The sequence below is a fragment of the Streptomyces sp. NPDC090083 genome (genome assembly GCF_044747445.1).
GTDB lineage: Bacteria > Actinomycetota > Actinomycetes > Streptomycetales > Streptomycetaceae > Streptomyces.
In genome coordinates, this window is the sequence record NZ_JBIVED010000005.1 from 117,049 (window position 1) to 140,763 (window position 23,715).

Genomic DNA, 23,715 nt, shown 5'->3' on the forward strand with positions numbered 1-23,715 from the left:
CGCGCACACCGTGACACCCTCGGCCCGGCCAAGGGGCCGGCTTCTACTCTCCGCACAATCAGGCTTCGCAGGCTCCGTGTGTCGCCAACGTGACGGCCAGGGCAGTGAATTGGAGAAGACGTCCTCTGGCCAGAGCAGTCAGCATCCTTCATTGGGCCGCAGTACGAGTCCGCTGGAGGAACTGACCGGGGATGGGCTCCATGACGTCCGGGAGCTGCCGGTCACCCTGGACATGCTGGGCAAGATCGCCGACTACCTCCGCAGTACCGAGTTGCAGGCCGCCGAGCGCGCCGCGCTCGACCAGGGGACGGACGTACGACGCGGCCAGGGCCCTCTCGCAGCCCCTGCGCAGCGCAAGGCCCGCCGCGAGTACGAAACCGGGGGCAGCGCATTCACGCCCTGACCATGATCAATCTCAGCGGGAACTTGCGGGTCACTTCGTGTGCATCAGCGGGGCGAATCCGCGGGTTCGGCGGGAACCGTGGGGTGAGCCACGAGGCGGCGGGCTTCGGCGGTGACCTCGCCATCCACCTGGTCCACAGTTCTTTCGCCGTATTCAAGGATGTCGTACTCGTCGTCGAGCTCGGCGAGGCGCCCGGTCAGGGGCAGCTCATGTCCGTGGCGCTGGTGAATTCGGAAGGTGAACTCCCGAGGCGTGAGCTCTCCAGCGAGCATGCGGCGTGCGAGGGCTCGGGCGGCGGCTTCCTGACTGGCCTCGCTGCCGACCGGATGGAAGGCGAGGCTGAGTTCGTCGAGCGCGGCGGGAAGCAGGTCGTGGACGTCGTAGTCCGCCTCGGCACGCGTGCAGGCGGCGAGGATGCGAAGGCCGGGAGTGTCGAGTCCGGCGACGAGCGCATCACAGGCGGCATTCACCACATCGCTCGCGCTGATTTCCCCCATGCTCCAAAGAGCGGCGTGGTCCTGGAGAGCGATTGCTGCTGCTTCGGTCGACGTCACTCGTCCATGATTCCCTTCACCGTGTGTCCAGGTCGAGCAGATTTCATCGAAGGTGCTGTTCAGTGACCTGTTCCAGCAGGGCCCTTGCGGAGTCCAGGTAGCGCATCGCGGTCTTCTCGTCGGTCCGAAGACTTCAGCGAGATGCAGTGGGTCAGGCCCGTGGGTCAGGGCCTCTTCGAGCTGCCGGTCAACACGGAGCCGTTCCAGGGTCGCGTCCTGTCCCCGCATCGGGGCATTGATCCCGTGGTTGCTGGCCCGGCTGTTCGTGTTGGCGGTCAGGTTGTCGATCAGCAGGTGGAGGTGCGCGGTGCTGGGCCACCCGGGCCGCGTGGACCGCCGCGAGGGCGAGAACGAGCCGCGCCTCCGAGGTCGTCGCGGCAGCAACGGAGCGTTCGACCTGCTCAGGGAGGGGCAGTTGCAGCACGGCCCTCAGGGGCGGCGACGAGACCTGCGCCATCCTGTACCTGGACGGCCCGCACGTCCGCAATAACCTGCTGCTGCGCGCCCCTCCCCCGGGCTCTCGTGCAGCGCGCCGCCAAGCACAGGATGAAGACGCTCGCGCGGACCGACCGGGACACCGCCCCAGGCGCGGTCCGCTTCCCCCAGGGCCGCCTTGGCCGCCGGTGTCAGGCCTGTCATGGATGTCGACGGCACCGCGGTTCGACTGTCGAGTCGGCCGGCGCGATGACACGTTCCCCGGCCTTCGCCTCCAAGGTCGCGGAGGCCAACACCGGGCTCGCCGCCATCCAGTTGTGCCCGGCCACCGGGGTACGGCTCGACGACCTGGTCGCGACGGCTGCCCGCGATGCGGCACCGGCCGTGCCGCGCGGGGCGCCGGTCGCGGCGGACATGATCCGCGTCGACCGAGCGGGCACGGTCGCGGGCCGCACCGCCGTCCGGCCACCCGCGGCCGCCCACCATCCACGGCACCAACCCGTCCAGACAACCGGTGTTAAAGCAGCGGTCCAGCAGTCCTTGAGCTCCAGACTTTAGCGTCGTAATTGTCGCAATCATATTTCACCCCTTACACACGAGGAGATGGTCACGTGCGCGACCTCATCGTTCTGCCGGGCGAGGGGCGGAAACTGGTCACCAGAGCGCAGGAAGTGACGTTCAAGGCCACCGGAGAGCTGGGCTCCTCCGTGTCGATCTTCGAGGTGGTCGTTCCTCCGGGATTCGACACCGGCGCACACTTCCACGAGCACTCTCAGGAGTTCTTCTACATCCTGGAGGGCGAGTTGGAGCTCATGGCATTCGAGCCCACCGAACGCACCGACGACGACTGGCTCGACTGGGAGTCCGCCGACGGTGAACGTCTCATCCGCGCGAGCGCGGGCAGCAGCATGTTCGTCCCGCCCGACACTCCACACGCGTTCAGGAACGCCACCGACAAACCGGTGCGCATGTTGTTCCAGTGCTTCCCGTCACCCGATCACGAGCTCTACTTCGAAGAGATCGCGGAGATCTGGTCCACCGGCCGCGCGGTGGACGCCGAGGCGGTGGAGAGCATGCGCAGCCGTTACGACGTCAGGCAGATCACGCCGATGCGATTCGACCCGGATGCGGCCGAGGCCGCCCAAGGTGCGTCGTAGCCGCGACCGTTGGCCTGCAAAACGGTGACCGACTCATGAGAGACCGGCGTTCCGACGGGCTTCACCCGCCTCAGCCAGAGCAGCCCGTCGGACAGCCATCAGCGTCCTCATCCGCAGAAATGCCGCTCCCGCGGCTCGGCCTGTTCCACGAACACGCTCGGCAATTCGTCGGCATCGCATCCGCCGGATCGGCCACAGCACCTACCAAGCAGAGTTCGGAATCCCCTCACGGGAACTGCTGATCGAGGTGAAGTACGCCTACAAAGCCGCAGACGTCCAGTCCGCACACCTCGGGCGGTTCAAGACGCCTGCGCTTGAGAGCGATCCCCGCCTGCTTGCCGCCACGTCCTCTCCGTACAGCAGAATCTGCTGCCGAGCCCCCACCGGGACGGCTTTCTGCACACCGTGCTGTGGCCCGAAGGCTTATGGGTACGCGCCAGGCACCCACGCGCCCGGACCGGACTATGCGGCGCCGCAAAGGTTCATGTACCGCTACTGCGGACGCAGGATGACGGCGTACCTCTGGGGGCTGAGTCTGTAGACAAGGCGGTGAGGCCAGTTGGAGCCCACGGTGTGGAGTTCCCGGAGGGTGAGGCCTCGGTGGAACTCGCGCGGGCGCCGTCTGGCGTGTTGGGGGGTGAGGTTTGTGAGCGCGTAGAAGGCTCCGGTGGGGCGTAGCCATCGGGCGATCTGGGTGAGCAGTTCGGGGTGGTGGAAGTAGGGAAGGGCGTCTCGGCAGGTGGCCAGGTCGAGTGTGCCGGTGGGCATGTCTGCGGGGGCGGGGCTGCCGGCGATGTCCCACGACGCGTAGGCGGGGTTGTGCCCTGTGGTCGCCGCACGTGCCTGGCGCAGTGCCTCCTGGGAGAAGTCGTAGCCGCGCACTCTCAGTCCCCAGCGGGCCAGTTGGCGGGTCCACTGTCCGTTGCCGCAGCCGAGGTCGACGGCCGCCGTGCCCGGGCGGGGGCTGAGGTGGCGGTAGAAGAGATCCGCCTCTTTGTGGGTGACCACGCGGGGGTAGCACGTGCTGTGCCAGTGGTCCCACTGCGCGGCGCTCGGCAGGGTCCGGTCCTGCCGAGACAGGCGGTGGGATTCTCCGTCGGCGATCGCGTCGTCGGTCATCTCGGCCCTCTGGTGACGGTGGACGTCATCAGCTGCAGCAGTCGTGCTTGGGGTGACTGCCGTCCCGGGGGTTGGGGGTGGCCGTTGTCGATGTCCTCGATCAGCCGGTGCAGTTCCCCTTCCACACGCGGTGTCGGAAGGTTTCTGCTGATGTCGGTGAGCGCACGGTGTGCGCGGCGGCGCGCTCGCTGCGGGCGTCCGCTGTGGCGGTCGACCAGGGCGCGGGCCAGTCGGGCGAGGCTGAGGGCGTGGGCGTCGCCGCAGATGTCGGGCTGAGCCAGCAGGCGACGGGTGGTGCGGTGCGCCGTCTGCAGGCTGTAGCGGGTCTGCGCGAGAGCCATTTCGGCGGCGCTGACCAGGTGGGACGGGCCGCCGGGAGCGTGAGGCGGGATGAGGTCGGCGGCGTCCTGGAAGTGCCGGGCGGCCGTCTGGGGGGCGTTGCAGTGCAGGGCGATGACGCCCTGGACGTGGGCGATCCTGCCGATGAGCGCGTCGTCTCCCGCGCGGACCGCTTCGGGCCAGGCCATGGTGAGGAATCGTTGTGCCTGTTCGGGGTCGGCAGCCGCGCTGAGCCACGCTGCCAGCCAGAGGGCACGCGCGGTTGTCCTGTCGGGAGCACGACCCGCCAGGAGGTGGTTGAGGTAGGCGAGCCCGGTTTCAAGCTTCTCGTGCTCGGTCCACCAGAACCAGAGCGCGACGACGCCGGCCAGCGCGTCCTGGGCGGTGTCGGGGTGACTCATGGCGTGTTCGAGGGCCTCCGTCAGACTCTCTCCGTGCTCAAGGACGATACGGACGGCCTCGTGCTGATCCCCGTAGTCCCACAGCCGTGCCGAGGTGGTGACCAGGTGCCGGGCCTGGCTCCAGCGGCGCTCGGTCGCGATGTCCAACTCTCCTGTTTCGCGCAGCTGTTGGAGGCCGTACTCGCGGACGGCGCGTGTCATCCGGTAGCGAGGCGGGTGCAGGAGCAGGGGGTCGCTCTGTGTTTCCAGGACGTGTTGGAGTGCGAGGTCGGCGAGAAGGGCGGGTACGGCTTGGGCGGTGATGCCTCCGCCGGTGCAGACGAGGACGGCGTCGTCCGCGGTGAAGAACCCGGAGAGGATGCTGGCTCGGGCCCACACGGCCCGTGCTGCGGCTGGGCTCGCCACGAAGTCCTGCGTGAAGGCCGCGCGCAGGGAGCGATGGCCTGGGTGGCCGGAGGTGGGGCCGCTGAGCCAGCACTGGCCTTGTGCGAGACGCTCGCCGAGCTCGTACAGGGAGATCTCCCGCAGCTGCGCGGCGGCCAGTTCGAGGGCCAGCGGACGGCCTTCCAGCTCTCGGCAGACCAGGGAAACAGTGGGGTGCTCGTCCTCTGGGACGGGGCGGCCGGTGACAGCCTGGGCCAGCGCGTGGAACAGCTCCACCGACGCGGTCCGTCCTGAGCCCTGTTCCGTGGCGTCCGCCAGCGGCCCGAGCCGCACCACGTACTCCTCCCCCAGCCCCAACGGGCGCCGGGAGGTGACCAGGAACCGCAGATGAGGTACCTGCGACAGTGCGGCCTGGACACGCCGCACGCACTCGCGTCGGGCAGTGTCCGCACCGTCGAGGAACACCAGGGTGCCGCTGGTGGACGCGTCGGCACACGCCTCGTGCAGTGCGTCGCGGTCCGCAGCCGTCGCGCCGACAGGCTTCCTGCTCGGCCGCAGCCCCACGACCCGCCCCGGCAACTGACCTGCCGCCTCCGCTGCCAGCGCGCTCTTGCCCATGCCGGCCGCACCCGTCACGGTGACCAGCCGGTGAGAACCCAGCAGCAGCCGTAACTGCTCTCGCTCCGCGTCGCGCCCGATGAGCCCGCCCACTGACCTGTGTTGAAGTGAGGCCGACAGCACGCCGTCCTCACTGAACCCGTACACCTGCATACACCCCGTAGATGTGATCTTGCGGAGGCACCGCCTTCGGGGGCGGGCCGAAATCAGGATGGGCACGGCCTCAACGAATTGCAAATGTTCGCAAGTCCTTAGTTTGCGTGTTCGGTATCGGCGGTGCAGGGTGGTCCTCATGCCTTCCCGCGGTGCCGCCACGCAGCTGGCAGGCGTCCTCCTGCGGGACCTGGAACAAGGAGAAGGGGAGCCATCAACAAGTCGTGGTCAAAGGCGGATTCAACACTTCACTCCGTCGGGTGATGACAGGAGCGACCGCGGACGCATCCGCCTGGACCTCGTGGCGGGAAGATGGAGTCATGGACGAAGCGGCGGGTGCAGCACACGGCGGGCGGCCTCTGCTGTGCGCGACGCCCTGGGGGGAAGACTGTTGACCCGGCCCCTGTACCAACTCAAAGCAGAGTTCTTCAAGACTCTGGGACATCCCGCACGCATCCGTGTCCTGGAGCTCTTGAGTCAGCGTGAGCACTCCGTGGCCGAGATGCTCCCGGAAGTCGGCATCGAACCCGCGCACCTGTCACAGCAGTTGGCCGTCCTGAGGCGTATGAACCTGGTTGCCACCCGCAAAGTGGGCTCCACCGTCTACTACTCCATCGTGAGTCCCGAGGTGGCCGAGCTTCTCGCGGTCGCACGGACCATCCTCACCACCGTCCTGACCGGCCAGGCCGAAATCCTCGCCGACCTGAGGACCGGTCAGCGAACACAAGACCCGACTTGACCAACCACGAGCAGCAGTGCCGGTTGGACGTGCGTAGGCCGGTGACATCATCCGACGTCAGCGACTTGATCGCGCTCGCCGACACCGCGAGGGGCCCGTCGGCAGCCAGGCGGACGTGCGGGACGGCGAACGGGTCATCCCCTACGCCCAGTGGGAGTCCCAGGAGCACGACCGCGCGATGCTAGACAACCCCGAGGCCCGCGTCCCCACGGACCACTCGGAGACGATCGCGACCGACGTACGGCCGCGACTGTTCCGGGTGCGATCGACGCACGCAACTGCGCACCGTCCCAAGGGACTTCGGGAACCCGTGAAAGACATTCATGACCGGTGCGGAGCGGACACCTGAAGGCGACCGGAGAGGCCGGCGTCCCGACTTCCGTCGTCTGATCCGTGACGAGGTCGCGGACCCCGTGATCCACACCGTCCCGGCGGAGCGCGACGCGGGCCGGTACGAGCGCCCCGGCTTCATCATCACGCCCGGCGCCGTCACGGCGGGCCCCTTCATCGCCGTCCTCGCGGGCTCCTCGGCCTCCTTCGACGCAAGGAGTTCCGGGAACTTCGCGAGGAGCACCGCCCGGCTCGCGAGCACGTGTGCGCAGGCGGCCAAGGCGTCGTCATCAAGGGCTGAACAGCGGTGACGGGAAAGCGGGTTACGTGGCGAGATCCGCGACCGGATACGGCACGAACGCGCTGCTGTGGGGATCGATCCGCAGCGGCCGTCCGAGCGGCGGCGCCGCCCGCTGGGGACATGCGAGGCGCTCGCAGACGCGGCAGCCCATGCCGATCGGTGTGGCGACGGAGCTGCTGGTGAGGTCGAGTCCGTCGGAGTAGACGAGCCGGGAGGCGTGGCGGATCTCGCAGCCGAGGCCGATGGCGAAGGTCTTCCCGGGTTCGCCCCAGCCGCCGCGATGGCGGGTGAGCGCGCGAGCCGTCCACAAGTAGCGCTGTCCGTCCGGCATTTCGGCGATCTGGACGTGAATGCGGCCGGGGGCGGCGAACGCCTCGTAGACGTTCCAGAGGGGGCAGGTGCCACCCGCGCGGGAGAAGTGGAAGCCGGTCGCGGACTGGCGCTTGGACATGTTGCCGGCCCGGTCGACCCGTACGAAGGAGAAGGGCACGCCACGCAGGCGTGGGCGTTGGAGCGTGCTGAGCCGGTGGCAGACGGTCTCGTAGCCGAGGCTGTAGCGGTCGGTGAGGCGCTCGATGTCGTAACGCACTTCCTCGGCCGCCGCGTGGAAGGCGGTGTACGGCAGGATCAGCGCGGCGGCGAAGTAGTTGGCGATGCCGATGCGGGCCAGGGCGTGAGCGGGTGAGTCCGCGGGGAAGTCCTCGGCGGCCTGGCGGTCGAGTTCGTCGGTGTATTCGAGCAGCGCCAGTTGGGTGGCCATGCGGAACGCGCGCTGCCCGGGGCGCAGTCGGCCCGACAGGTGCAGCGTGCGGGTCGCTTCGTCGTAGTGGTGGAGGCGGTCGTCGGTCTCTGCGGCCGGGCGCACACCGTGGGCGTCGGCCAGTCGCGTCGTGAGGGCGGTGACGACCTCGCCGGGCCGGATGCCGATGTCGGAGGCGAGTTGTTCGGCCGCGAGGTCGGTGTCGTGCAGGTAGTTCTGGCGACGGTAGAAGAAGTCGCGGATCTCCTCGTGCGGTGAGCGCGGTGCCGTCGCTTCGCCGTCGCGTCCGTCGGTGGTGCCGGCGAGGCGTTCGGCCAGGAGTTGGTTGCGGCGGCCCAGGTCGAGCAGGACGTGGGCCACCGCGGGCAGGCGTGAGGCGAGTTCGGCCAGTTCGGACGGGGCCACTCGGGAGTCGGCGAGTTCGCCCGCCAGGGCCTCGCGCAGGTCGGCCACCAGCCGGGTCGTGTCCCGTTCCGAGAAGAACGTGGGGTCGACGCCGAAGGCTTCGGTGAGGCTCAGCAGGACGGGGACGGTCAGCGGGCGGGAGTCGTGCTCCATCTGGTTGAAATAGCTGGCCGAGATACCCAGGACGCGCGCCAGTTCGGCCTGGCTCATCCGCCGGTCCTCGCGCAGTCGCCGCAGCCGTGCTCCCGCGTAGATCTTGCTCACCGCGCGTTCCTCCGTGTCCGGGTGGCGGCAAGCGTACGCGATCAGCCGTCCGGCAGACCCTTCGCAGACTTAACAAGACGCCGGTAGAAGATTCGCAGACCTTGGCACGCATCCCTACTTGATGGCACTGAGTGCCAGTGTCAGAGTCTGAGTGCGGCCCGCCGGACACCGGCGACCACCGGTCGGAACCGGGGCACGATTCGCGCCCTGATGTCGGAGATCCCGGCAACGACGGTGGCGCGCTCCGGCAGCGTTATTCACCTCCGCACCACGGTGTGATGGCGGGCCGCATCCCAGTGAGTGACACAGAGTGCCATGCCCGTCCGCACAGACGGCGGGCTTGGCAGACGGCACAGACCGAGGAGACGGTGACAGTCATGGCTGAGACGAGGACGCAGGCCGCGGAGAAGCTGGCTCAACGCTGGGCCACCGACCGGCGGTGGCAGGGCATCGAGCGCACCTACACCGCCGAGGACGTGATCCGGCTGTCGGGGAGCGTCCGCGAGGAGGCCACACTGGCCCGGCGCGGCGCCGAGCGGCTGTGGCGGCACCTGCACGAGCAGGACTACATCCACGCCCTCGGCGCACTCACCGGCGGGCAGGCCGTGCAGCAGGTCAAGGCCGGCCTCCAGGCCATCTACCTCTCCGGCTGGCAGGTCGCCGCCGACGCCAACCAGGCCGGGCACACCTACCCCGACCAGAGCCTCTACCCGGCCAACTCCGTGCCCCAGGTGGTGCGTCGGATCAACAACGCGCTGCTGCGCGCCGACCAGATCGCCACCGCCGAGGGCGGCTCCGACACGACGGACTGGCTGGCGCCGATCGTCGCCGACGCGGAGGCCGGCTTCGGCGGTCCGCTGAACGCCTTCGAGCTGACGAAGGCGATGATCGCGGCGGGCGCGGCGGGCATCCACTACGAGGACCAGCTCGCCTCCGAGAAGAAGTGCGGCCACCTCGGCGGCAAGGTCCTGGTGCCCACCGCGCAGCACATCCGTACTCTCAACGCGGCCCGCCTCGCAGCCGACATCGCCGACGTACCGACCGTCATCATCGCCCGCACCGACGCCCTCGCCGCGAACCTGCTGACCACCGACGTCGACGAGCGCGACGCCGAGTTCACCACCGGCGAGCGGACGGCGGAGGGCTTCTACCGTGTGCGCAACGGCATGGCCCCGGTGATCGCCCGCGGCCTGGCCTACGCCCCCTACGCCGACCTGATCTGGGTCGAGACCGGCACGCCCGACCTGGCGCAGGCCCGCGAGTTCGCCGAGGCGATCCACGCCCAGTACCCGGACCAGATGCTGGCCTACAACTGCTCGCCCTCCTTCAACTGGAAGGCGGCCCTCGACGACGACCAGATCGCCAAGTTCCAGCGGGAGTTGGGCGCGATGGGCTACCGCTTCCAGTTCATCACCCTGGCCGGGTTCCACTCCCTCAACCACGGCATGTTCGACCTCGCCCGCGGCTACGCCGAGCACGGCATGACCGCCTATGTCGACCTCCAGGAACGGGAGTTCGCCGCCCAGCAGCACGGCTTCACCGCCGTCAAGCACCAACGCGAGGTCGGCACCGGCTACTTCGACCTCGTCTCGACCGCCGTCAACCCCGCCTCCTCGACGACCGCCCTGGCCGACTCCACCGAGGAGGAGCAGTTCCACTAGGCCCCGCCCGGTCGCCCGAGCGCTCCCTCCCCTGACCGGGCGGGAGCCGGGCCACCGTCCCACCCGGCTCCCGCCCCGCTCCCCGATCAGGAGTTCCCGATGTCCACCAGCGCACTGACCCACCACGTCCGCGTCCTCGCGGGACCGGACGACCGACACGACGAGATCCTCTCCCCCGCCGCCATGGACTTCGTCGGCCATCTCGCCGCCGCCTTCGGCAAGCGCCGTCAGGAACTCCTCAAGGAGCGCAAGCGGCAGGCGATCCGGCTCGCGGCCGGATCCCCCCTCGACTTCCCGATGGTCACCGCCGCGGTCCGCGCGGACCCGACCTGGCGCGTGGCTCCGCCCGCTCCCGGCCTGGACGACCGCAGGGTGGAGATCACCGGCCCGCCCGAGCGCCGGATGACCCTCAACGCCCTCAACTCCGGTGCGCGCGTGTGGCTGGCGGACTTCGAGGACGCGACCTCACCGACCTGGGACAACATCGTCGGCGGACAGCTCAACCTGCTCGACGCCATCGAGCGGCGCATCGACTTCACCACCCCGGCGGGCAAGGAGTACCGGCTCGGCGAACGGCTCGCCACCATCGTGGTCCGGCCGCGCGGCTGGCATCTCGACGAAGAGCACCTGGAGTTCGACGGCCGACCTGTGCCCGCCGCGCTCGTCGATTTCGGCCTCTACTTCTTCCACTGCGCGCAACGGCAGATCGACGCGGGCCACGGCCCGTACTTCTACCTGCCCAAGCTGGAGAACCGGTACGAGGCCCGGCTGTGGAACGACATCTTCATCACCGCCCAGGAGCTGCTGGGCATCCCCCGGGGCACGATCCGGGCCACGGTCCTCATCGAGACGATCACCGCGGTCTTCGAGATGGAGGAGATCCTCTACGAGCTGCGCGAGCACAGTTCGGGCCTCAACGCGGGCCGCTGGGACTACCTGTTCAGCCTGATCAAGACCTTCGGCCACCGAACGGACTTCCTCCTGCCCGACCGGGCGAAGGTGACGATGACCGCACCCTTCATGCGCGCCTACACCGAACTCCTCGTCCGCACCTGCCACAAGCGCGGCGCCCACGCCATCGGCGGCATGGCCGCCCAGGTCCCCGCCAAGGACCGGGCCGCCCACGAAGCCGCGCTCGCCACCGTCCGCTTGGACAAGGAACGCGAGGCCGAGGACGGCTTCGACGGCTCCTGGGTCGCCCACCCCGCGCTGGTTCCCGTGTGCCGCGCCGTGTTCGACGGCGTCCTCGGCGACCGGCCCCACCAGCTCGACCGCACCCGCGACGACGTGGACGTGACGGCGGGCGACCTGCTGTCGGTGCGCCGCGTCAGCGGACCGCCCACACCGGAGGGCCTCCGCACCAACATCGCGGTCTCGCTCCGCTACTTCGACGCCTGGCTGCGCGGACAGGGCGCCGTCGCCCTGGAAGGCCTGATGGAGGACGCGGCGACCGCCGAGATCGCCCGCGTGCAGATCTGGCAGTGGCTACGGCACCGGGTCGTCGACCGGGACACGGTGCTACGACTGCTCGACGACGAACTGGCCGCGCTGGGAGCGGAGTTCCCCTGGTCGGCCCTGGACGACGTGCGGGCGCTCTTCGAACGCACCGCCCTGGCGCAGGAGTTGCCGCTGTTCTTCACCCCCGACGCCTACTCGCGTCACCTCGTCCGGCATCCGAAGGGCACGTCATGAGCACGGGCATGGAGCGGGTGGGTGTGATCGGCGGTGGCCAGATGGGGGCCGGGATCGCTGAGGTGTGCGCCAGAGCCGGACTGGACACCGTCGTCTGCGAAGTGGACGCCGTCGCCGCGCACGCCGCCCGCGACCGGGTCTCGGCTTCGCTCGAACGCGCGGTACTCCGGGGGAGGTTGGAGCGGGAGGCGGCCCGGGACGCACTGGCGCGCATGGTCTTCACCGGCAGCCTCGACGACCTGGCGGACCGGCAGCTCGTCGTCGAGGCGGTCGTGGAGAACGTGGAGGCGAAGACGGAGATCTTCACCGCTCTCGACAAGATCGTCGAGGATCCGGCGGCGGTGCTGGCCACCAACACGTCGTCCCTCCCGGTCATGCGCCTCGGAATGGCGACCGCTCGCGCAGACCGGGTCGTGGGCCTGCACTTCTTCAACCCGGTGCCCGTACTGCCCCTCGTGGAGATCGTGACGTCCCTCCACACGTCTCCGGCGACCGTCGCCGCCGTCGAGGACTTCGCCACCCGCACCCTCGGCAAGACCGTCATCCGTTCCCAGGACCGGGCCGGCTTCGTCGTCAACGCCCTCCTCATCCCGTACCTGCTGTCGGCGATCCGGATGGCGGAGTCCGGCTTCGCGACCGCCGCCGACATCGACACCGGGATGGAACTGGGCTGTGCCCACCCCATGGGCCCGCTCAAACTGGCCGACCTGATCGGCCTGGACACGGTCGTCGCGATCGCGGAGTCGCTCTACGACGAGTTCAAGGAGCCGCTCTACGCTCCGCCGCCACTGCTCCAACGGATGGTGCAGGCCGGGCTGTTGGGCCGTAAGACCGGACGGGGTTTCCACACGTACGGGCCCCGGACCTCACCGTCGGCCTGAGAGATCCACCGACCGGTGTCAGGGGAAGGGCGGGAGACGCTAAGCCGGCGTCTCCCGCCCTCGCCGCGTCCGGCCGTGCCGCTCTCACGTCGCACTTCCTTCGCGCCGGTCAGCCGGACCGCGGCCTGCCCGTCACCGGGACTTCGGGCCGGTGTCGGCCTGGACGGAACCCGCGACGGCGGCGAACCGCGGCGAGCCGAGCAGCGCCTGGATCCGGCAGCAGAGGCGATCGGGCTCCTCGTCCGCGTGGTCGGCGGGGCATTCGCCGTGGTGTTCGGCGGCGGGACAGAGTGCGGTTCGGGCGTCCTCCAAGAGGCGGGCGGCCAGGGCTAAGTCGCGGTTCAGGCCGCTCATGCGGGAGCTCTGGCTGCCGAGTTGGCGGCGGGCCAGTGCGAGGCGGTCGTAGTCGTCCGGCGTGAGGGCGACGGCGGGTGCGCCGTCCAGGACGATTCTGCGGGGCTCGGGACGTCGGCTCACGTCGATTCCTCTTCGGGTGCGAACGGCCGGGCAGGGCCTGGTCAGCGGAGGAGGGCGGTGCGGGTGCGGGTGGCGAGACCGATCGGGCGGTCAGCTCCAGGTGGGCGACGGAGGCCGCTGCCCGGGTCGCCGGCAGCCGGCCGGGCATCGGCTGCCAGGGCTCGGAGTTCCGTTCCGGACGAGTGTGTCCGTACGGCGAGAACCGGACCGAGCGCGGTGATCTCCTCGATCACCGCGCTCACCGTGGAAGGGCTGGTCATGCCGGGACGGGGTCCGGCTCCTGGGACGGAGCGACCGTGTCCGGGCGCGTGGGCCGGAGCAGGCGCTCCGCCAGCGGGCCGAAGACCAGGCCGATGGCCGCCCAGAGGACGAGCTGGGCCGCGACCGAGTAGAAGCGGAAGTCGAAGAGCACGTCGGCCGGGAAGCCCGGATAGACGACGTTGCCCTGGGAGTCGGTCAGCGGCAGGGGTGTCTCGGTGGCGTGCTTGCCGAAGTTGGCCTCGTTGTACGAGAGATGGCCCATCTGCGGAAGCAGCAGCATGACGATGCCGATCGCGACGGCGAGCAGGGCGCCCATGGCCATGCCGAAGAAGACGATGCCGACGCCGGTGCCGACGTTGGCCTGGATGGTCCGGCTGAAGAGGTCGGGGCCCGCCACCGCGCCGGCGAGGACGCCGCGCGGGAGGAGCTTCTTTTCCATGTCGAGTTGTCCGTACGTCCGGGTGCCGACGGGGGTCAGTGGCAGGGGAAACCGAGGAAGTGCCGGGCGTCGTGGACGAACTCGTGGACGTGCATGTCGTTGCCGAACACCGACACGGCGCCCTGGTCGACACCGATGAAGTAGTAGACCGCCAGCGCGATCAGTGCCGTGCCGACCAGCCGGACGACGGACTTGGACACGGGCAGAACGACCGGTGTGGACGCCGGGCGTGCGGAAACGCTGCTCACAGTGAGCCCTCCTGTTGGGATCGTGCGTCCCTTGCGTGTACGGGCTGAGTGAGGGCGCAGTATCTGACTCGCCTGTCGCCTTGCGGCGGCGGGCTCACAGTGGCGCGACCGTGCTGGAATCTCACCAGCTTCCTTGTGCCATCACTACAACTCGACCGTATGGCCCGTCTCTTCACCACGTCAATCAGAACCCATGTCAATCAAGACCACGTCAATCAAGCCGGTGCCACATCACAGAGCTGCCGGAACCGCCCGCTGATCCTGTCCCGCGTAGGAAGCCAGTGGACGAATGAGGGAGTTGTGGGCGAGTTGCTCGGTGATGTGGGCGGTCCAGCCGGTGATGCGGCTCATGACGAAGATCGGTGTGAAGGCCGGGATGTCGAAGCCCATCAGGTGGTAGGCGAGGCCGGCCGGGTAGTCCAGGTTGGGGTGGATGTTCTTGCGGGTCAGCATGGTGTGCCGCAGGGCCGCGTGCAGGGTGGCGAGGCGGGTCACCTCGGGGTCGGCGGCGCGGGCGACCAGGCGGTCCAGGGCGTCCTGCATGATCGGGACGCGGGAGTCGCCGTGCTTGTAGACGCGGTGTCCGAAGCCCATGATCTTCCGCTGGGTGGCCAGCGCTTCGTCGAGCCACGCCTCGGCCCGCCGCGGGTCGGCGATCTCGATCAGCATGTGCATCACGGCTTCGTTGGCGCCGCCGTGCAGCGGGCCTTTCAGCGCGCCGATCGCGGCGGTGACGGCGCTGTAGAGGTCGGAGAGGGTCGAGGTGACGACCCGTGCGGTGAACGTCGAGGCGTTGAAGCTGTGTTCGGCGTACAGGACGAGGGAGATCTCGAAGCAGCGGACCACTTCGGGGGCCGGGACGCTGCCGAAGCACATGTGGAAGAAGTTCTCGGCGTATCCGAGATCCTGGTCCGGGAGGATCGGGGCAAGGCCGCGACGGCGGCGCTGGTCGGCGGCGACCACCGTGGGCAGTTTCGCCAGCAGGGTGAGGGACTTGGCGCGGTTGGCGGCGAGGCTGCCGTCGTCCTCGGTGGGGTCCTCGGCGCCGAAGAAGCTGACGGCGGTCCGCAGGACGTCCATGGGGTGGCAGGTCTCCGGCAGCCGGGTCAGGAGTTCCAGGGTGGTGCGGTCCAGGGGGCGCAGGGCTCGTTCCCGTGCCTCGAAGTCCCGTAGCTGGGCGGCGTCGGGGAGTTCGCCGTACCAGAGGAGGTGGGCGACCTCCTCGAAGGAGCGTCGGGCGGCCAGGTCCTGGACCGGATAGCCGCGGTAGGTGAGGGAGTTGGTCTCCTGGATCACGGTGGAGATCTCGGTGGTGTCGACGACGACACCGGCGAGGCCGCGGTGGATCTCGGGCGCGGTGCTGGTCATGTGGGGCCTCCGGTGAGTCAGTTGCCGGGCGGGAGCGTGAAGTCGAAGACGGCCGAGTCGAAGGCCGAGTACTCCTCGTAGCCGAGGAGTTCGTAGAGGCGGGACCGGGTCTGCATGCGCGGCAGCAGGGACTTCTGGGTGCCTTCGGCGGCGATCGCGCGCAGGCCGTCCTCGACCGCGCCCATGGCGATCCGCAGCAGAGTGACCGGGTACAGCGCGATGTTGTAGCCGAGGTTCTCCAGCGTGCGCGTGTCCAGCAGCGGGGTCTTGCCGAACTCGGTGAGGTTGGCGAGCAGGGGGACGTCGACGGCCTTGCGGAACGCCTCGTACTCGGACTCGTCGGCCAGGGCCTCGGGGAAGATCGCGTCGGCACCGGCGTCGACGTACGCCTTGGCCCGCCGGATCGCCGCGTCGAGCCCTTCGACCGAGCGGGCGTCGGTGCGGGCCATCAGGACGAAGTCGGGGTCGCGGCGGGCATCGACGGCGGCCCGCAGCCGGCGGACCATCTCCTCGCGCGGGACGACGGTCTTGCCGTCGAGGTGTCCGCAGCGCTTGGGGTTGACCTGGTCCTCCAGGTGCAGTCCGGCCAGCCCCGCGTCCTCCAGCAGTTGTACGGTCCGGGCGGCGTTCATCGGTTCGCCGAAGCCGGTGTCCGCGTCGATCAGGACGGGGAGGTCGGTCACGCGTGTCGTCTGCTGGGCGCGGGCGGCGATCTCGGTGGCGGTGGTGAGGCCGATGTCGGGCAGGCCGAGGTCGGCGGCGAGGACGGCGCCGGAGAGGTAGACGGCGTCGAAGCCGGTGTCCTGGATGAGTCGGGCGGAGAGCGGGTTGATCGCGCCGGGCATCTTCAACAACCGTCCGGAGGCGAGCTGTTGGCGGAAGGCGCGACGGCGTTCGGCGGGCGTGGTGCGGGTGTGGAGCAGCATCAGAACAGGCCCTTCGGCAGGCGTGCGTCGTATGCGGCGACGGCGTGGGTGTCGACGGCCGGGAACAGGCCGTCCAGGTCGGCGGCCCCCAGTTCCGCGAGGTGCTCGGCAGCGGTGAGGAAGCGGTCCTGGTCGGCCGGGGCGACGATGTCTTCGGACAGGGTGCGGAACTTGGCCGTGTAGGCGGGCCGTTCGAAGGGGCGGGCGCCGGCCGGGTGCGCGTCGGCGACCGCGAGCTGGTCCTCCACGACCGAGCCGTCGTCCAGGGTGATGACCGCCCGTCCGCCGAAGGCCCGGCGGTCCGGGTCGGGGTCGTGGTAGCGGTGGGTCCACTCGGGGTCCTCAACCGTGCTGATCCTCCGCCACAGTTGGACCGTCTCCGGGCGGCGGGCGCGCTCGGGGGCGTAGGAGCGTTCGTGGTGCCAGGTCCCGTCCTCCAGCGCGACGGCGAAGATGTACGGCACCGAGTGGTCGAGGGTCTCGCGGCTGGCCGTCGGGTCGTACTTCTGCGGATCGTTCGCACCCGAGCCGATGACGTGGTGGGTGTGGTGGCTGGTGTGCAGGACCACGGACCGCACCCGCTCCAGTGGGCCGGTCTTCTCCCGCAGCCGTCGGGCCAGGTCGATGATCGCCTGGGCCTGGTACTCGGCCGAGTGCTCCTTGGTGTACGTGTCGAGAATCGCGCGACGCGGCTCGCCGGGAGCGGGGAGCAGGACGGTGTAGTCGGACTGCGGCCCGTCGAGCATCCAGGCCAGGAAGCCGTCCTCGCCCTCGTAGACCGGCGACGGTGAGGTCTCGCCGCGCATCGCCCGGTCCACCGCCTCGATGGCGGCCTTGCCGGCGAAGGCGGGGGCGTACGCCTTCCAGCTGGAGATCTCGCCCTTGCGGGACTGCCGGGTCGCGGTCGTGGTGTGCACCGCCTGCTGGACGGCCTGGTACACCGTCTCGGTGGGCAGCCTCAGCAGGGCGCCGAGGCCGCAGGCGGTGGCCGCGCTCAGGTGGGCGACGTGGTCGATGCGGTGCTGGTGCAGGCAGATGCCCTTGACCAGGGCGACGTGGATCTCGTACGCGGCGACGATCCCGCGCAGCAGGTCGGCACCGGTACGGCCGGTGTGCTGGGCGACCGCGAGCAGGGGCGGGATGTTGTCGCCGGGGTGGGAGTAGTCGGCGGCCAGGTAGGTGTCGTGGAAGTCCAGTTCCCGTACGGCGGTGCCGTTGGCCCATGCCGCCCACTCCGGGGGGACGCGGGTGCCGGTGCCGAAGACCGAGGCGCCCGGAGTGCTCGCTCGGTGGGCGGTGGCCTGGGCGCGGGCGACGGCGACCGGGCGGCGCAGCAGGGAGGCGACCGCGACGGAGGCGTTGTCGATGACCCGGTTGACGGCCATGGCGGCGCTGCCGGCGTCCAGCTCCTCGGTCCCGGTGGCGACGGAGGCGAGCTTCCAGGCGAGCTGCTCCTCCCGGGACAGCCGGTCGGCGCTGGGGTGGACACGGACGTGGTGCTCGATCACGGGACTCCTCGCGAGGCCGGTCCTGACGGTGCTTGCGAGATCGAGCCTGCCCGGCGGACGACGGCCGGGCCACCGCTCCACTGTGCGGAATCCGTACATCCCGGTGCTGCGAATCTGCGGATGGTGCGAATTCTGCGGATGCTAGGTTCGCAGGAACGGCAGCCGTGGCACCGGCGCCCGGCGGCTCCCGACAAGGAGGTGGGCCATGTCCCGGCGCGTGGCCGACCGCAAGGTCTACGCCCATGCCAAGCTGCGGCGACTGCGCCGCGAGCACGGCATGAACCAGGTCGAGATGGCCCGCGCGCTCGGCATCTCCACCAGCTACGCCAACCAGATCGAGCAGAGTCAGCGTCCGCTCACGGCGTCCGTGCTGTTGCGGATCGCGGAGGTCTTCGGGGTCGACGCGGAGTTCTTCTCCGAGGCCGAGGAGGACCGGCTCGCCGCCGATCTGCGGGCCGCGCTCGCGGACGAGGCGTGCGGGGTGGAACCGCCGGCCGCCGAGGAGATCGCCGAGGCCGCCCGCGACCATCCGGAGGTGGCCCGCGCCCTCGTCGCCCTGCACCGGCGGTACCGCGACGCGGCGGAGCAGACGGCCGCGCTCGCCGATCCGAGTTCGTCGGCAGGCACGCGGCTTATTCCGGGGGAACCGCACGACGAGGTGCGGGACTTCTTCTACGCCCACCACAATCACTTCGAACCCCTGGACACCGAGTCCGAACGGACGGCTGCGGAGCTGGAGTTGCGGCCGGGCCGCGTCGCCGATCCGCTCTCCGTACGGCTGGCCGAGCGGCACGGCGTGAAGGTGGTCCAGGCAGCATCGGGCCGCTCCGGTGACGCCCGGCGCTTCGACCCGGACGCCGGGCTGCTGTTCCTCTCGCCCTGGCTCAGCGACGGCCAGCGCGCCTTCCAGCTCGCCACCCAGCTCGCCCTGCTGGAACACGGGCCGCTTCTCGACCAACTCGCGGACAGCGCCACAGAGTTGACGTCGCCCGAGTCGGTCGCGCTGGCCCGCATCGGCCTGGCCGACTACTTCGCGGGCGCGCTCCTCATGCCGTACACCGCTTTCCACACCGCCGCCGAAGAGGTGCACTACGACATCGAGTTGCTGTCCGCCCGCTTCGGCGTGGGGTTCGAGACGGTCTGCCACCGTCTGAGCACCCTCCAGCGCACCGGGCGGCGCGGGGTGCCGTTCTCGTTCCTGCGGGTCGACCGGGCGGGCAACATCTCCAAGCGGCAGTCGTCGACCGACTTCCACTTCTCCCGGCTCGGCGGAACCTGCCCGCTGTGGACGGTGTACGAGGCGTTCTCCGCGCCGGCGCGGATACTGACCCAGGTCGCCGAAATGCCGGACGGGAAAAGGTACTTCTGGATCGCGCGGACCGTCACCCGCGGCGGCTTCGGCCACCACGCCCCGCGGGCCGAGTACGCCGTAGCCCTCGGCTGCGAACTGCGCCACGCGCACCGGCTCGTCTACGCCGAGGGCATCGCCCTGGACGACCCTCGCGCCGCCACTCCGATCGGCCTGGGCTGCCGCATCTGCGAACGCCGTGACTGCGCGCAGCGGGCCCGCCCGCCCGCCGGCGGACGCCTCGCCATCGACCCCGACCGGCGTACGTACGTGCCCTATCCGGTGGAGACCCGCACACCGTGACGAGGTCCAAGAGGGCTGCTTGAACGCGCCGACGCATTCCCGGAGGCGTATCCGGCCTCCTTCGGGACAGGCAGCTCTACCAGGCGTTCCAGAGCCCGTCGTGGCGGTGGCGGACCGGAGGGATGTCCGCGTCGTCGAGGTCGTGGCCGGCGTGGTGCAGTCCGCGGATCCGTTGGACTTCGAGTCGGCACTGAAGTCGGGCCCGGCTTTCAGCCATGCCGATCTCGGCGGAGAACGAGCCCTTTCTGCAGGAGAGCGTCATCCACTGCCAGGAGGTGATCCGGTGCAGCAGTTTCGTGGGGGCAGGGCGACGGCCCTCGCGTGCGGCCCGGGCCAGTTCGGCGTGCGCGTAGCGCAGGTCGTACAGGGACATGGACTCCGAATCGGCGTCCTGGACGCGAAGTCGGCTGGGAGTTGTGCGGACGGTTCGGGACATCGAGAGCCTCCGTGGGGCCCTCCGGACTTTCCAGAGGTACCTACGGCGGGTGCGTAGTGGTCAGCACGACTCGTCCCCTCGTCAGCTCGGACGATTTACCCGCAGGACAGTAGTCGCGCGGAGGCTCGGCGGCCGGGATTTTCTCCCCGCTCCGATGCCGGGTCACGCACTCCTCCCGACTCTCAGCGGCTTGCCCGTCATGGGGCATCGGAAGCCGGGGGCGCGGAGAAGCGCACCGGCGCTCGGAATCGGGCCCGCCGGGCGGCTCGCCGGAAGGTGGTCAGCACGGCGGGGCCTGCCAGCAGCACGCACACGAAGTTCGTGACGGCGCGTCCGGTGTCCCAGCCGAGGGACGTGGCGAGGTCGAAGGCGACGTAGCGGTGCCACTGCTCGGTGAACGGCAGGCCGGGCAGGTAGGCGATCGAGCTGTTGGGGTCGAGGGAGAACGGCCAGAAGGAGAGGTTGAGCAGGAAGCCGAAGAGGTAACCGGAGAGCGATCCGTAGACCGCCAGCATCATCACCTCGCGCCGGCCGCTCGCACGGGGCAGGAAGCCGGCCAGCATGCCGACGAAGGCGCAGCCGAACATCTGGTACGGCATCCACGGCCCCACCCCGCCGGTGATCAGCGCGGACGCGAACAGCGAGGTGCAGCCCAGGACGAAGCCGAAGCCGGGGCCGTAGACCCGTCCGGCGAGGACAAGCACGAAGAAGACCGTCTCGATGCCGGCCGTCCCGGCGCCCAGCGGACGCAGGGCCGCGTTGACGGCGGACAGGACACCGAGCATGGCGAGCGCCTTGGAGTCGATGCCGCCCTCGGCGATCTCGGAGAGGACCACGCACAGGACGAGCACCAGGAGGACGCCGAAAACGAGCGGGGGCGCGTAGTTCGAGCCGAAGGTGCCCGGTGCGACGACGAACGGCCAGAAGAACGCGACCAGTCCGAGGAACGCGGCGAGTGTCATCACGATGCCGACGCGCGGGGTGAGCCGGATGGCCGGGGCAGTCATCGGCGGGAGTCCCCCTCCAGGAACGGTCGCACCTGATCAACCGTCAGGAATGCAGATGGGGCGAGGATCTTGGCTGTCTGCGGAGCGAACACCGGTGAGGCGACGATGACTTCGGTGGTCGGGCCGTCGGCCACGATGTCCCCTTCGGCCATGACGACGACCCGGTCGGCGGCTCGGGCGACGAACTCCACGTCGTGGGTGGCGATGACGACGGCCCGCCCCTCGGCGGCGAGCGCGTCGACGATCCGGACGAGTGCCGCCTTGGCCCGGTAGTCGAGGCCGCGGGTCGGCTCGTCGAGCAGCAACACCCTGGGTGCGGCTGCGAGTTGAATGGCCAGGACCAGGGCGAGTTTCTGCCCTTCGGAGAGGTCGCGCGGGTGGGTGTCGTCGGGGATGCCGGGCGCGAGCCGGTCGAGGATGGCACGGGCCGACTCCCCCACCGCCGCCGATGCGGCCGACTCGGCGTCGGCCTGGCCGAGTTCCTGTTTGACGCTTTCGAGGTAGAGCAGATCGGCGGGTGTCTGCGGAACCAATCCTACGGCCCTGCGCGCCTCGGCGGCGGACAACGTGTGTGGATCTCCCGGTGCGTCGGCGACCTTGACCGTTCCGGCGCGACGAGGGCCGGAGCCCTGAAGGGCCCACAGCAGGGAGGACTTGCCGGAGCCGTTGCGGCCCATGAGCGCGGTGACTTCTCCGGCGTGCACGTCCAGGTCGACTTCACGGACGGCCGGTACACCGCGGTAGGTCACCGTGACACCGCGAGCGGTCAACAGGGCGTGTGTGTCAGTGGGTTGGGCGGGGCGCACGGGGCCGGGCGGGCGTCCGGCCAGGCGGGTGCGCAGGGGTGCGGCGGCGCGGCGGGCGTCGCGGACGGACAACGGCAGCGGGGACCAGCCCGCGACCCGGCCGAGTTCCACGATCGGCGGCGCGATGGTGGCCGTGCGCAGGATGTCGGCGGGTGCGCCGATCACCGCGCGGCCGTCGCCAGAGAGGTGGACGACGCGGTCGGCGTACTGCACGACCCGTTCCAGGCGGTGTTCGGCCATGAGGACGGTGACGCCGAGGTCGTGGACGAGGCGGGTGACGGCGGCGAGGATCTCTTCGGCGGCCGTGGGGTCGAGGGCGGAGGTCGGTTCGTCCAGGACGAGGACGCGGGGGTGGGCGGTGAGGACGGAGCCGATGGCCACGCGTTGCTGCTGGCCGCCGGAGAGTTCGTGCAGGGCCCGGTGGCGCAGGTCGGCGAGGCCGAGGAGGTCGAGGGTCTCCTCCACGCGTTTGCGCATGGTGGCCGGCGGGATGGCCAACTGTTCCATGGCGTAGGCGAGTTCCTCCTCGACGGTGTCGGTGACGAAACCGTCCACGGGGTCCTGGCCCACCACTCCCACGACGTCGGCGAGTTCGCGTGGCGGATGGTGGGCGGTGTCGCGGCCGTCGACGACGACCCGGCCGTAGAGGGTGCCTCCCGTGAAGTGCGGTACGAGTCCGTTGACCGCTCCGAGGAGCGTGGACTTGCCCACCCCCGTGTGGCCGACGACAAGGCACAGTTCGCCTTCCTCCACCGTCAGGTCGACGTCCCGCAGGGCGGGTTCGGGTGCGTCGTCGTAGCGGACGGTGACCTGGTCGAAGGTGATCACGTGGCCTGGCCTCTCCGGTCGGGGCTGGGCGGGGGTGCGAGGACTCCGGCCGTGCCGGCGAGCAGGATCGCGAGGGTGGGTGTCAGCGGCAGGGTCGGCCAACTGAGCGGATAGAAGGAGGGGTTCAGCTCGGCCGCGTCGTAGCCGAGGTTGCTGTACAGGAGTACGGCGGACAGGACGCCCACGCCCGCGACGGCCCATTCGGGCAGGCGCCAGGGGTCGGGGCGGTAGGTGGTGCGGGTGACCCGGCGTCCGCCGAGGCGCAGGCCCGCCACGCAGAGGAGGGCTCCGGCGAGCATCGCGGGCAGGCCGAGGAGAGCCGGGGCGGTCGCGTCGAGCAGGCCGTACGCCCCGGCGCACAGGCCGCACATGCCGAGCAGCATCAGCACGCCCGTGACGCGGCGGGAACGGGTGGTCGCGGTGCCCGCACGGCCGTACCCGCGGGAGTCCATGGCGGCGGCCAGGCGCAGGGAGCGTTCGAGGGCGTCCTCCAGAACGGGGACGACGATGCTGCGGAACGCCCTGCGCCCCTTCGTCGGTCCTGCTCTCAACTTCCTTGCGCGGGAGACCCGTTGCACGCTCTGGACGAGTTGCGGTGCCACGCTGATGGCGACGGTGACGGCGACGCCCAGTTCGTACAGGGCGCCGGGCAGCACGCGCAGCGCCCGCTTCGGGTTCGCGAGGGTGTTGGCGGCGCCGACGCAGCACAGCATGCACGCCAGGCGCAGCCCGTCGGTGGCGGCGGAGAGCACGGCCTCCAGGGAGACCGGGCCGCCGATCTGGATGCCCGCGTACCAGTCGGGGGTGGGGATGTGCGGCAGGGAGAAGAGGAAGTGGTCTCGGGGCGTGATGCCGGTGGCGAACACGGCCCGGAAGACGACGCGGAGGGCGACGACCGTGAGGGCCAGGTAGAGGTAGTACTTGAAGCCGCGCGCCCAGGGTGCCTCCGTGCGGCGGGCCGTGACGACGTAGCCGAGAACGGCGAGGACGAGGAGGAGCAGGAGCGGGTTGTCGGTGCGGCTGACGGCGGTCGCCAGGGCGAGGGCCCAGATCCACCAGGCCATGGGGTGCAGGGTGCGGGGCAGCCGGCGGCCGCCCGCGTCCGGCGCGCTGCCGGACCCGGGCGGGGCTGTTGCCGCGTCAACTGTCGTACGGGCCATGGCC

General features: G+C 70.1%; 24 protein-coding genes and 1 riboswitch. Of the genes, 9 read left to right on the top strand and 15 right to left on the bottom strand.

The window, feature by feature from the left end:
* Nucleotides 1-151 precede the first annotated feature (151 nt).
* Nucleotides 152-403: a hypothetical protein gene (locus ACIPTO_RS19970; protein ID WP_401193923.1), complete on the top strand. Its 252-nt coding sequence runs from the start codon at nucleotides 152-154 to the stop codon at nucleotides 401-403.
* Nucleotides 404-447: 44 nt separating this feature from the next.
* On the opposite strand, the gene ACIPTO_RS19975 is transcribed toward ACIPTO_RS19970, so the two are convergent.
* Nucleotides 448-957 carry a hypothetical protein gene (locus tag ACIPTO_RS19975; RefSeq protein WP_401193925.1) on the bottom strand — a complete coding sequence of 170 codons (510 nt, stop codon included), beginning with the start codon at nucleotides 955-957 and terminating at the stop codon, nucleotides 448-450.
* A gap of 684 nt (nucleotides 958-1,641) precedes the next feature.
* On the opposite strand from ACIPTO_RS19975, the gene ACIPTO_RS19980 reads away from it, so the two are divergent.
* On the top strand, nucleotides 1,642-1,950 hold the full coding sequence (locus tag ACIPTO_RS19980) for a hypothetical protein (RefSeq protein ID WP_401193928.1): 309 nt from the start codon (nucleotides 1,642-1,644) through the stop codon (nucleotides 1,948-1,950).
* A 53-nt stretch (nucleotides 1,951-2,003) separates the two neighbouring features.
* On the top strand, nucleotides 2,004-2,549 hold the full coding sequence (locus ACIPTO_RS19985; RefSeq protein ID WP_401193930.1) for a cupin domain-containing protein: 546 nt from the start codon (nucleotides 2,004-2,006) through the stop codon (nucleotides 2,547-2,549).
* Nucleotides 2,550-3,041: 492 nt separating this feature from the next.
* Here ACIPTO_RS19985 and ACIPTO_RS19990 read toward each other — a convergent pair whose 3' ends face one another.
* Nucleotides 3,042-3,668 carry a class I SAM-dependent methyltransferase gene (locus ACIPTO_RS19990; protein ID WP_401193932.1) on the bottom strand — a complete coding sequence of 209 codons (627 nt, stop codon included), beginning with the start codon at nucleotides 3,666-3,668 and terminating at the stop codon, nucleotides 3,042-3,044.
* The gene (locus tag ACIPTO_RS19995) at nucleotides 3,665-5,503 is read right to left on the bottom strand and encodes a hypothetical protein (RefSeq protein WP_401193934.1); all 1,839 of its coding nucleotides are present in this window, start codon (nucleotides 5,501-5,503) and stop codon (nucleotides 3,665-3,667) included. Before ACIPTO_RS19995 ends, ACIPTO_RS19990 begins: the two co-directional genes overlap by 4 nt.
* A gap of 451 nt (nucleotides 5,504-5,954) precedes the next feature.
* On the opposite strand from ACIPTO_RS19995, the gene ACIPTO_RS20000 reads away from it, so the two are divergent.
* Complete coding sequence (locus ACIPTO_RS20000) at nucleotides 5,955-6,302, top strand: metalloregulator ArsR/SmtB family transcription factor (protein WP_366315805.1); 348 nt, start codon at nucleotides 5,955-5,957, stop codon at nucleotides 6,300-6,302.
* 413 nt (nucleotides 6,303-6,715) lie between these two features.
* On the top strand, nucleotides 6,716-6,943 hold the full coding sequence (locus tag ACIPTO_RS20005) for a hypothetical protein (protein ID WP_401193936.1): 228 nt from the start codon (nucleotides 6,716-6,718) through the stop codon (nucleotides 6,941-6,943).
* Between the two features lie 12 nt (nucleotides 6,944-6,955).
* Here ACIPTO_RS20005 and ACIPTO_RS20010 read toward each other — a convergent pair whose 3' ends face one another.
* Nucleotides 6,956-8,362 (bottom strand): short-chain fatty acyl-CoA regulator family protein, encoded by a 1,407-nt coding sequence (locus ACIPTO_RS20010; protein ID WP_401193939.1) that lies wholly within the window; start codon nucleotides 8,360-8,362, stop codon nucleotides 6,956-6,958.
* A 377-nt stretch (nucleotides 8,363-8,739) separates the two neighbouring features.
* Here ACIPTO_RS20010 and aceA point away from each other — a divergent pair, with 377 nt between their 5' ends.
* The 3 genes from aceA to ACIPTO_RS20025 all read left to right on the top strand — a co-directional run bounded on the left by aceA (nucleotide 8,740) and on the right by ACIPTO_RS20025 (nucleotide 12,596).
* The gene (aceA, locus tag ACIPTO_RS20015) at nucleotides 8,740-10,023 is read left to right on the top strand and encodes an isocitrate lyase (protein ID WP_401193941.1); all 1,284 of its coding nucleotides are present in this window, start codon (nucleotides 8,740-8,742) and stop codon (nucleotides 10,021-10,023) included.
* A 99-nt stretch (nucleotides 10,024-10,122) separates the two neighbouring features.
* Nucleotides 10,123-11,715 (top strand): malate synthase A, encoded by a 1,593-nt coding sequence (gene aceB / locus ACIPTO_RS20020; protein WP_401193944.1) that lies wholly within the window; start codon nucleotides 10,123-10,125, stop codon nucleotides 11,713-11,715.
* On the top strand, nucleotides 11,712-12,596 hold the full coding sequence (locus ACIPTO_RS20025; RefSeq protein WP_401193947.1) for a 3-hydroxybutyryl-CoA dehydrogenase: 885 nt from the start codon (nucleotides 11,712-11,714) through the stop codon (nucleotides 12,594-12,596). Before aceB ends, ACIPTO_RS20025 begins: the two co-directional genes overlap by 4 nt.
* Before the next feature lie 132 nt (nucleotides 12,597-12,728).
* Here ACIPTO_RS20025 and ACIPTO_RS20030 read toward each other — a convergent pair whose 3' ends face one another.
* From ACIPTO_RS20030 to ACIPTO_RS20060, 7 genes are all read right to left on the bottom strand, one after another.
* A complete protein-coding gene (locus ACIPTO_RS20030; RefSeq protein ID WP_401193950.1) occupies nucleotides 12,729-13,073 on the bottom strand; it encodes a hypothetical protein in 345 nt (114 codons plus the stop codon).
* 41 nt (nucleotides 13,074-13,114) lie between these two features.
* Nucleotides 13,115-13,333 (bottom strand): hypothetical protein, encoded by a 219-nt coding sequence (locus ACIPTO_RS20035; RefSeq protein WP_401193953.1) that lies wholly within the window; start codon nucleotides 13,331-13,333, stop codon nucleotides 13,115-13,117.
* Nucleotides 13,330-13,773, bottom strand: coding sequence for a CbtA family protein (locus tag ACIPTO_RS20040; RefSeq protein ID WP_401193955.1), 444 nt, complete (start codon nucleotides 13,771-13,773; stop codon nucleotides 13,330-13,332). Before ACIPTO_RS20040 ends, ACIPTO_RS20035 begins: the two co-directional genes overlap by 4 nt.
* A 35-nt stretch (nucleotides 13,774-13,808) precedes the next feature.
* Entirely contained in the window at nucleotides 13,809-14,021 is a 213-nt protein-coding gene (locus ACIPTO_RS20045) for a CbtB-domain containing protein (protein ID WP_401193958.1), read from the bottom strand.
* Nucleotides 14,022-14,058: 37 nt separating this feature from the next.
* Nucleotides 14,059-14,193: riboswitch (cobalamin riboswitch) on the bottom strand.
* A gap of 59 nt (nucleotides 14,194-14,252) precedes the next feature.
* Nucleotides 14,253-15,389: a bifunctional 2-methylcitrate synthase/citrate synthase gene (locus ACIPTO_RS20050; protein WP_401193960.1), complete on the bottom strand. Its 1,137-nt coding sequence runs from the start codon at nucleotides 15,387-15,389 to the stop codon at nucleotides 14,253-14,255.
* A gap of 17 nt (nucleotides 15,390-15,406) precedes the next feature.
* Nucleotides 15,407-16,312: a methylisocitrate lyase gene (prpB, locus tag ACIPTO_RS20055; RefSeq protein ID WP_401194720.1), complete on the bottom strand. Its 906-nt coding sequence runs from the start codon at nucleotides 16,310-16,312 to the stop codon at nucleotides 15,407-15,409.
* A 2-nt stretch (nucleotides 16,313-16,314) separates the two neighbouring features.
* Nucleotides 16,315-17,823, bottom strand: coding sequence for an MmgE/PrpD family protein (locus tag ACIPTO_RS20060; RefSeq protein ID WP_401193962.1), 1,509 nt, complete (start codon nucleotides 17,821-17,823; stop codon nucleotides 16,315-16,317).
* Nucleotides 17,824-18,028: 205 nt separating this feature from the next.
* Between ACIPTO_RS20060 and ACIPTO_RS20065 the strand changes: the two genes are divergently transcribed.
* A complete protein-coding gene (locus ACIPTO_RS20065) occupies nucleotides 18,029-19,474 on the top strand; it encodes a short-chain fatty acyl-CoA regulator family protein (RefSeq protein ID WP_401193964.1) in 1,446 nt (481 codons plus the stop codon).
* Between the two features lie 76 nt (nucleotides 19,475-19,550).
* On the opposite strand, the gene ACIPTO_RS20070 is transcribed toward ACIPTO_RS20065, so the two are convergent.
* The 4 genes from ACIPTO_RS20070 to ACIPTO_RS20085 form a co-directional block, all read right to left on the bottom strand.
* Nucleotides 19,551-19,910 carry a hypothetical protein gene (locus ACIPTO_RS20070; protein WP_401193967.1) on the bottom strand — a complete coding sequence of 120 codons (360 nt, stop codon included), beginning with the start codon at nucleotides 19,908-19,910 and terminating at the stop codon, nucleotides 19,551-19,553.
* A gap of 197 nt (nucleotides 19,911-20,107) precedes the next feature.
* On the bottom strand, nucleotides 20,108-20,917 hold the full coding sequence (locus ACIPTO_RS20075) for an ECF transporter S component (RefSeq protein WP_401193970.1): 810 nt from the start codon (nucleotides 20,915-20,917) through the stop codon (nucleotides 20,108-20,110).
* Nucleotides 20,914-22,551 (bottom strand): ABC transporter ATP-binding protein, encoded by a 1,638-nt coding sequence (locus ACIPTO_RS20080; protein WP_401193972.1) that lies wholly within the window; start codon nucleotides 22,549-22,551, stop codon nucleotides 20,914-20,916. Before ACIPTO_RS20080 ends, ACIPTO_RS20075 begins: the two co-directional genes overlap by 4 nt.
* On the bottom strand, nucleotides 22,548-23,711 hold the full coding sequence (locus ACIPTO_RS20085) for an energy-coupling factor transporter transmembrane component T (RefSeq protein ID WP_401193974.1): 1,164 nt from the start codon (nucleotides 23,709-23,711) through the stop codon (nucleotides 22,548-22,550). Before ACIPTO_RS20085 ends, ACIPTO_RS20080 begins: the two co-directional genes overlap by 4 nt.
* Between the last annotated feature and the right edge of the window lie 4 nt (nucleotides 23,712-23,715).

Coding starts and splice junctions, on each gene's coding strand:
- ACIPTO_RS19980 (WP_401193928.1), top strand. CDS start 1,642: ATGACACGTTCCCCGGCCTTCGCCTCCAAGGTCGCGGAGGCCAACACC.
- ACIPTO_RS19990 (WP_401193932.1), bottom strand. CDS start 3,668: ATGACCGACGACGCGATCGCCGACGGAGAATCCCACCGCCTGTCTCGG.
- aceA (WP_401193941.1), top strand. CDS start 8,740: ATGGCTGAGACGAGGACGCAGGCCGCGGAGAAGCTGGCTCAACGCTGG.
- aceB (WP_401193944.1), top strand. CDS start 10,123: ATGTCCACCAGCGCACTGACCCACCACGTCCGCGTCCTCGCGGGACCG.
- ACIPTO_RS20025 (WP_401193947.1), top strand. CDS start 11,712: ATGAGCACGGGCATGGAGCGGGTGGGTGTGATCGGCGGTGGCCAGATG.
- ACIPTO_RS20035 (WP_401193953.1), bottom strand. CDS start 13,333: ATGACCAGCCCTTCCACGGTGAGCGCGGTGATCGAGGAGATCACCGCG.
- ACIPTO_RS20040 (WP_401193955.1), bottom strand. CDS start 13,773: ATGGAAAAGAAGCTCCTCCCGCGCGGCGTCCTCGCCGGCGCGGTGGCG.
- ACIPTO_RS20050 (WP_401193960.1), bottom strand. CDS start 15,389: ATGACCAGCACCGCGCCCGAGATCCACCGCGGCCTCGCCGGTGTCGTC.
- ACIPTO_RS20065 (WP_401193964.1), top strand. CDS start 18,029: ATGTCCCGGCGCGTGGCCGACCGCAAGGTCTACGCCCATGCCAAGCTG.
- ACIPTO_RS20070 (WP_401193967.1), bottom strand. CDS start 19,910: ATGTCCCGAACCGTCCGCACAACTCCCAGCCGACTTCGCGTCCAGGAC.
- ACIPTO_RS20075 (WP_401193970.1), bottom strand. CDS start 20,917: ATGACTGCCCCGGCCATCCGGCTCACCCCGCGCGTCGGCATCGTGATG.
- ACIPTO_RS20085 (WP_401193974.1), bottom strand. CDS start 23,711: ATGGCCCGTACGACAGTTGACGCGGCAACAGCCCCGCCCGGGTCCGGC.